Origin of the sequence: Stenotrophomonas sp. AS012628 (assembly GCF_010608305.1) — a bacterium.
In the GTDB taxonomy this organism is placed as follows: domain Bacteria; phylum Pseudomonadota; class Gammaproteobacteria; order Xanthomonadales; family Xanthomonadaceae; genus Stenotrophomonas; species Stenotrophomonas geniculata.
On the sequence record NZ_VMBJ01000024.1, the window covers coordinates 57336 to 64288 of the forward strand.

Annotated in this window: 4 protein-coding genes; 3 read left to right on the top strand and 1 reads right to left on the bottom strand. The window is 66.6% G+C overall.

Translation table 11 applies throughout. The annotated features are described in order from the left end of the window. The first annotated feature begins 61 nt into the window (after window positions 1–61). On the top strand, window positions 62–1600 hold the full coding sequence (locus tag G5A07_RS12350; RefSeq protein ID WP_049453972.1) for a GGDEF domain-containing protein: 1539 nt from the start codon (window positions 62–64) through the stop codon (window positions 1598–1600). A gap of 95 nt (window positions 1601–1695) precedes the next feature. Here the strand turns inward: G5A07_RS12350 and G5A07_RS12355 are convergent, their stop codons facing one another. After that, on the bottom strand, window positions 1696–2622 hold the full coding sequence (locus G5A07_RS12355; RefSeq protein ID WP_043399421.1) for a DUF808 domain-containing protein: 927 nt from the start codon (window positions 2620–2622) through the stop codon (window positions 1696–1698). Between the two features lie 161 nt (window positions 2623–2783). On the opposite strand from G5A07_RS12355, the gene G5A07_RS12360 reads away from it, so the two are divergent. Then, a complete protein-coding gene (locus G5A07_RS12360) occupies window positions 2784–4475 on the top strand; it encodes an AarF/UbiB family protein (RefSeq protein WP_019338540.1) in 1692 nt (563 codons plus the stop codon). A 240-nt stretch (window positions 4476–4715) separates the two neighbouring features. Next, the gene (locus G5A07_RS12365; protein ID WP_191863378.1) at window positions 4716–6821 is read left to right on the top strand and encodes a phosphoglycerol transferase I; all 2106 of its coding nucleotides are present in this window, start codon (window positions 4716–4718) and stop codon (window positions 6819–6821) included. Window positions 6822–6953: the final 132 nt, after the last annotated feature.

Below are 6953 nucleotides of genomic sequence, written 5' to 3' on the forward strand. Positions count from 1 at the left end.
CCGTCGGCGGCCGCGCCGATATGCTGGAACCAGTCCCTGCCAGCCCCCCAGGATTCGCTCCATGACGGACCAGCCCGACCACCGCCCTGCCCCCGGCACCGCCCTTGGGCCGCCGGCACGCGTGCGCGCGGTGGTGGACGATGGGCTGGGTGACCGCGTGGTGCTGCAGGGCGGCGGTGGCGTGGCCCTGCAGCAGCTGTTCGCAGGCGCCGACGCGCCGGAACCGCTGCTGGCGGCGTTCGCCAACGGCATGGCCACCCTGCCGGGCGAGCTGGGCGACATGGGCGACCGCCTGCAGTCGGCGCAGGCCAGCGCCGATTGGCCGCGCTACGGCCGCGCGATGCGGCAGCTGATCGACAAGTACATCCGCACCATCGAGCAGCATTCGCCGGACGGGCAGCCGGAAAGCCTGCGCTTGTCCGAGCAGCTGCGGTTGCTGCTGGGCGGTGCGGTGGTGGCCCTGCTGCAGCACGACCCGGACCTGCGCGAGCAAGCGCAGGCCCTGGCCACGCGCCTCCGCCAGTGGCAACCGGGTACCGCACTGGAGCCGATCGAACAGGGCGTGCGCGAACTCGGCCACCAGGTCGGCGTGCGCGCCGAGAGCTGGCAGGAGCAACAGGCGCTGCTGCTGGAGCTGTTCGCCCTGTTGCTGGAGAACGTGAGCGAGCTGCTGGATGACCGCAGCTGGCTGCAGGGCCAGATCGCGGCGGTGCGCCAGCTGCTGGATGGTCCGCTGGAAGCCGAAGCAGTCGAGCGCACCCGCGCCGAACTGCGCGAAGTGATCTACAAGCAGGGACTGCTGCGCCAGGGCATCGACGATTCAAAAGCGGCGATGCGCGGATTGATGGGCGAGTTCATCGAGCGCATGGATGGCATGGCCACCAGCACCGGTGAGTACCATGACCGCATCGGCAGCTACGCGCTGCAGCTGCGTGAGGCGCGCAGCATCGCCGACCTCAACCAGCTGCTGCAGGAGGTGATGCGCGATACCGGCAAGGTGCAGCAGCAGGCTGCGCAGGCCCGCGATCACCTGGCCAGCGCGCGGCAGGAAGTGGAACGCGCAGAGCAGCGCATTGCCGAGCTGGAGCAGGAACTGCGTGCTGCTGGTGACCTGGCGCGTATCGATCCGCTGACCCAGGCACTGAACCGCCGCGGCCTGGACGAACTGCTGCAGCGTGAGCTGGCGCGTGCCATGCGCAACAACTCGCCGCTGGGCGTGGCGGTGATCGATCTGGATGATTTCCACCTGACCAACGAGGCGCACGGTCACGCGGGTGGCGATGCTTTGCTGCAGCACCTGGTGGCCGTGTGCAAGCTGCTGCTGCGCGCCACCGACGGCATCGCACGGTTGGGCGGCGACGAGTTCGTTCTGGTACTGCCGGAAACCCAGGGCGCCGACAGCATGGCCACCGTGCAGCGCCTGCAACGTTCACTGGCGCACCGCGTGCTGACCGTGCAGGACCGGCGCGTGCCGGTGCATTTCAGCGCCGGGCTGGCGCAATGGCAGCCCGGTGACGATACCGAGACCCTACTGCGCCGCGCCGATGACGCGCTGTATGCGGCCAAGCGGCAAGGCAAGAACCGGGTGCAGGCGGGCTGATGATCCAGCGTGCAGACGCTGTAGCGCCCGAGCCCATGCTCGGGCGGCGGCGCGCAGCGCCGTAGAGCAGCCGAGCGTGGGCTCGGCTCTACAGATCATTTCCCGCGCAGCTTCTGGAACCCGGTCACCGCCGCCAGCACGATGGCGCCGGCGATGATGCCGACCACCATGTTGGCCGCAGCACTGATCAGCCAGCCCCACTGCCCTTCACCGCCCAGCGCCTGCACCGCGTGGTGCAGCGCCGGCACGTTGTGCACCAGGATGCCGCCGCCGACCAGGAACATGGCGATGGTGCCAGCCACCGACAGGAACTTCATCAGCCACGGCGCCGACGCCACCAGACCGCGACCGAAAGCGGCAATGGCGCCGCCCTTGCGCGACAGGTACAGGCCGACGTCATCAAGCTTCACGATGCCCGCGACCAGCCCATAGACGAACACCGTCATCGCCAATGCAACCACGGCCAGCGTGACCACCTGGTTGGTGAACGGCGCAGTGGCCACCACGCCCAGGGTCAGCACGATGATCTCGGCCGAGAGGATGAAGTCGGTGCGGATCGCGCCCTTCACCTTGTCCTTCTCCCACGCCACCATGTCCACCTGCGTATCGGCCAGCGCCTTGCGCCGTTCGGCCTGATGCTCGGCGTCGTCCTCGGCTGAGTGCAGGAAGCGGTGCGCCAGCTTCTCCACGCCTTCGAAACAGAGGAAGGCACCACCGATCATCATCAGCGGCACGATCAGCGGCACGTTCCAGCCGCGGCTGTGCAGCCAGGCCTCCAGGGCGCTGATCGCCAGTGCTGCCGGTACCAGGATCACCTTGTTGACCAGCGAGCCCTTGGCCACCGCCCACACCACCGGCAGCTCGCGGTTGGCGTTGACCCCGGTCACCTGCTGCGCGTTCAGCGCCAGGTCGTCGCCCAGCACACCGGCGGTTTTCTTCGCCGCGACCTTGGTCAGGACCGAGACATCGTCGAGGAGGGTGGCGATATCGTCGAGCAGGGCGAACAGGCTGGCACCGGCCATGGGAAGTCCAGAGAGGGAATGAGCGGATTCTGACCGATACCGGGGCGGCTGCGGAAGCGGTCGGATTCACCGCGTGCCTACCGCCCCCCGGCGACACTGCGGAATCCGGACATTGCTGGCCAGCGGCCGGCACGACCGTCTTTGCCGCATGGGAGTTCCGCTTGAGCAATCCGCCCACCGCCAATGGCAATCCCCCGCTGGTCAAAGGCATGAACCGGCGCAGCCAGATCCTGCGCCTGTTGATGCGCTACCGCCATTCAGGCGTATTTTCCGGCATGAACCTGGATGCCGCGGGCAATCCGGCCGACGTACCGGCAGATGGCAACCCGGAACAGTTCGTCAGTGACCTGGAAGCCTTGGGGCCCACCTTCGTCAAGCTGGGCCAGATGCTCTCTACCCGCCCGGACATGGTGCCGGTGGAGTTCGCCACGGCGCTGGAGCGCATGCAGGAGAAGGTGGCCGAGATTCCGGTCGAGCGCATCCATGCCATCGTCGAGCAGGAGCTGGGCGCCCCGGTGAACAAGCTGTTCGCTGCGTTCGATCCCGAGCCACTGGGCTGCGCGTCGATCGCGCAGGTGCACCGCGCGGTGCTGCACGATGGCCGCCAGGTAGCAGTGAAGGTGCAGAAGCCTGAAGTCGCCGCGCAGCTGCGTTCGGACCTGGAGGCGCTGCGCAGCTTCGCGCTGGCCGCCGACCACCTGACCCAGGTCGGCCGCCGCGTGCGCCTGCGCGACTGGCTCAACGAGTTCGCCAAGACCCTGATGCAGGAGCTGGACTACCACGCCGAGGCCGAGAACCTGGCCCGTTTCGGCCGGCACCTGAAGCCGTTCCGCCGCCTGTGGATACCGCAGCCGCTGTGGGACTACAGCAGCCAGCGCGTGCTGACCATGGAACTGGCCACCGGCGTGCGCGTGGATGCGATTCCCGATGTGCGCCGCACCGAGCAATCGATGGATCCACTGGCCGCCGCGCTGATCCGCGGCTACCTGGACCAGATCTTCGTGCATGGCGAGATCCACGCCGATCCGCATCCGGGAAACCTGCGGGTGATGCCCGATGGCCGGCTGGCGATCTTCGACCTGGGCATGGTCGCGCACATGCCGCCGCGCCTGCGCGAGCGCCTGCTGAAGATCCTGTTCGCAGCGGTCGATGGCCGTGGCGAGGAAGTGGCCGACGACCTGATCAACATCAGCACGCGGCTGGAGGCGTTCGACGAGGAACGTTATCTGCGCGAGACCGGCCAGTTGATCGCGCGTTACGCCGCCAGCGGCACGTTCTCCGAAGGCCGCGTGGTGCTGGACATGGTGCGCATCGCCACCGCCTGCGGGCTGCGCACGCCGCCGGAACTGAGCCTGCTGGGCAAGGCACTGCTCAACCTGGAAACCGTGTGCCGGCTGCTGGCACCAGAGCTGGAAACACGTCGCATCGTCGAGCGCCAGCTGCAGCACGTGATGCGCGCACGCCTGAAGAAATCGCTGTCTGCCGCCAACCTCGCCAGCGAGGCGATGGAGCTGCAGCAGCTGCTGCGCGATGGGCCGCGCAAGCTGTCGGACATCATGGCCCTGCTGGCCGAAAACCGCCTGCAGATGAAGGTGACCGGCCTGGAAGAATCGCGGTTGATGGAGAACCTGCAGAAGATCGCCAACCGCGTCGCGGCCGGCATCATCAGCGCCGCGTTGATCATGGCCGCCGCGATGATGATGAAGATCGACACCGGCTGGCATCTGTTCGGCTACCCGCTGATTGCGCTGATTCTGTTGTTCATCGGCGTGGTGCTCGGCCTTGGCATCGTGACCAGTGCATTGCTGTTCGACCGTCGCGCACGGGCACGCGAAGAACGCGGGCATCGCTAGCACATCAACGAAAACGCCGTATTCATGCGGTTTTTAATGCAATCCAACGTAGCCTTTCACGCTCGTTTTACCTTCTGAGCGCGATTTCGCGCGCGTCATTCCAACAAACATTTCAGTCAGGTTCGTGCATGCACTATCGGGTCATCGGCCTGTCATGTGCATGTGCTTGCGACAGCGCCGGTCGGATGGACACGCGTCGGTACGACGTCCATCAACATCCCGTCACTGCCGAAGCTGCCTATGCTCTGGATACTGTTGTTGTCGTTGTTGCTGCTGTGCTGGCTGTTCCTCGCGTCCGACAAGTGGGTGTGGTGGAAGGCCAGCGCATTCTCGCTGCTGCTGCTCATGCTCAGCGCATGGTGGCTGATCGACAAGCTGTCCGGTGATGGACTCAACGCTGCAACCCTGTACCACCTCGGCGCCGACATGGAAGGCGCCGGTGTCTCCGACTTCAAGGGCTACATCGCCGGCTTCATCGTGCTGGCGCTGGTCTCGCTGCTGCCGCTGTTCGCCACGCGGGTGAAGCGCTGGCGCCGGCCCGGCCACGGTGGCGCGTTGTTCGCCGGTTTCGCGGCCGTGTGGGTGGCCACGATCATGATCAGCCCACTGGCCCGCGACGGCCAGCGCCTCTACCAGCAGCTGCGCCCGGTCGACTTCGCGCGCATCGCCCCCGAGTACCAGGTGCCGACGCAGCCGCTGCAGCGCCCGCGCAACATCGTCTGGATCTACGGCGAAAGCCTGGAGCGCACCTACCTGGATGAGAACGTGTTCCCGGGCCTGATGCCCAATCTCAACCGGCTGGCCACAAAGTCGCTGGACGTGCGCGGGCTGGCCTCGGCCGAAGGCAGCGGCTGGACCATCGCCGGCCTGGTGTCGTCGATGTGCGGCGTGCCGTTGACCACCTCGCAGGGCGATGAGAACAGCATGGACCGCATGGGCAGCTTCCTGCCCAAGGCGGTATGCCTGGGCGACTACCTGAAGCAGCAGGGCTACACCAACCACTATCTGGGCGGTGCCAACGGTCAGTTCGCCGGCAAGGGCCAGTTCCTGGCCAGCCACGGTTTCGATGAAGTGCATGACCTGGCCTGGTTCAAGCAGCAGAAGAAGATCGGCCGCATCCACTACTCGGCCTGGGGCGTGCACGACGACGTGCTGCTGGACACCGCCTACCAGCGCTTCGAGCAGCTCTCGCGCGCCGGCTCGCCGTTCATGCTGACCACGCTGACCATGGATACCCATCACCCAGCCGGCCATCTGCCGGTGTCGTGCAAGGGCGAGCGCTACCAGAGCCAGTACGGCAACATCAACATGCTCAACGCGCTCAAGTGCAGTGACCGGCTGATCTCGCAGCTGGTGCAGCGCATCCAGGCCAGCCCGTACGGCAAGGACACGTTGATCGTGATCGCCTCCGATCACCTGGCGATGCCCAACGATCTGACCCACATTCTGACCCGGCAGAAACGCGAGAACCTGCTGCTGTTCCTGGGCGATGGCATTGCCCCGCAGCAGCTCAGCGCCGACGCCGGCACCACCCTGGATTCGGGCGCGACCCTGCTCAGCCTGCTGGACTCGAACCTGAAGACGATGGGCTTTGGCCGTTCGCTGATCGATACCCAGCGCGCGCCGAGCGCCAGCGTCGCCGCACGCCGCGACGGTGGCCGCGACTACCCGCAGTATCTGGCCTTCGCCCGTTCACTGTGGCTGGGTGAACCGACCCGCGAGCTGAAGATCGACGGCGACGACCAGGTGGTGGTCGGCTTGCAGCACGTGCAGCCACCGGTGCTGCTCGAGTACGACAAGGACTGGGGTTTGAAGTCCGTGTATCTGGAAAACACCTCACGCCAGTTCGATGATGCCAACCCGGACAACACCCTGGCCTATGTCGACCGTTGCACCGCGTTCGAGGACGGCTCGGCCGACGGTGACTGGTGCGCCCTGCTGGTCAACCGCGACAACGGCATCAAGCTGTACCGCGACAACGACCTGCGTGGCGGCATTGCCGTGGATGCGCCGCTGGACGCCTTCCAGGGCCCACGCCCGAGCGTGCGCCAGGCACACATGATCACCCAGAAGGGCCGCCGTACCCGCGCCGGCCAGTACATGCTGCAGCTGGTGGCGAGTACGCGCCCGGATCGTGGTTTCTGGATCGAAGCGGTGTCGTCGCAGCGCAAGGTGGTGCTGGCCCAGCAGTGGGTGCAGCCCGATGCTGACGGCAAGATCAACGTGTCGTTCGGGCTGGATCACGAAGTGGACGATCTGGAGATCCGCGCGTGGTTGAACCACGCCGAGAAGCTGGCGGTGGATACGTTCGCACTGGTGCCCTCGCGCAGCCGACCGCGGGGGTAGGGTTCTTTGCAGGGCTGCGCCCTGCACCCGCTACAAGCCGGGGCAACAGCAACGGCAACAGCGTGCATTCCGTGGGATGGCGGGACGGTGTGGGTTGGCAGGACACGCCGTAAACCCGTCCCTGGGGGCTCG

Bases quoted from the DNA above. Each gene is read 5' to 3' on its own strand.
- G5A07_RS12350 (WP_049453972.1), top strand. From the start codon at position 62: ATGACGGACCAGCCCGACCACCGCCCTGCCCCCGGCACCGCCCTTGGG.
- G5A07_RS12355 (WP_043399421.1), bottom strand. From the start codon at position 2,622: ATGGCCGGTGCCAGCCTGTTCGCCCTGCTCGACGATATCGCCACCCTC.
- G5A07_RS12365 (WP_191863378.1), top strand. From the start codon at position 4,716: ATGCTCTGGATACTGTTGTTGTCGTTGTTGCTGCTGTGCTGGCTGTTC.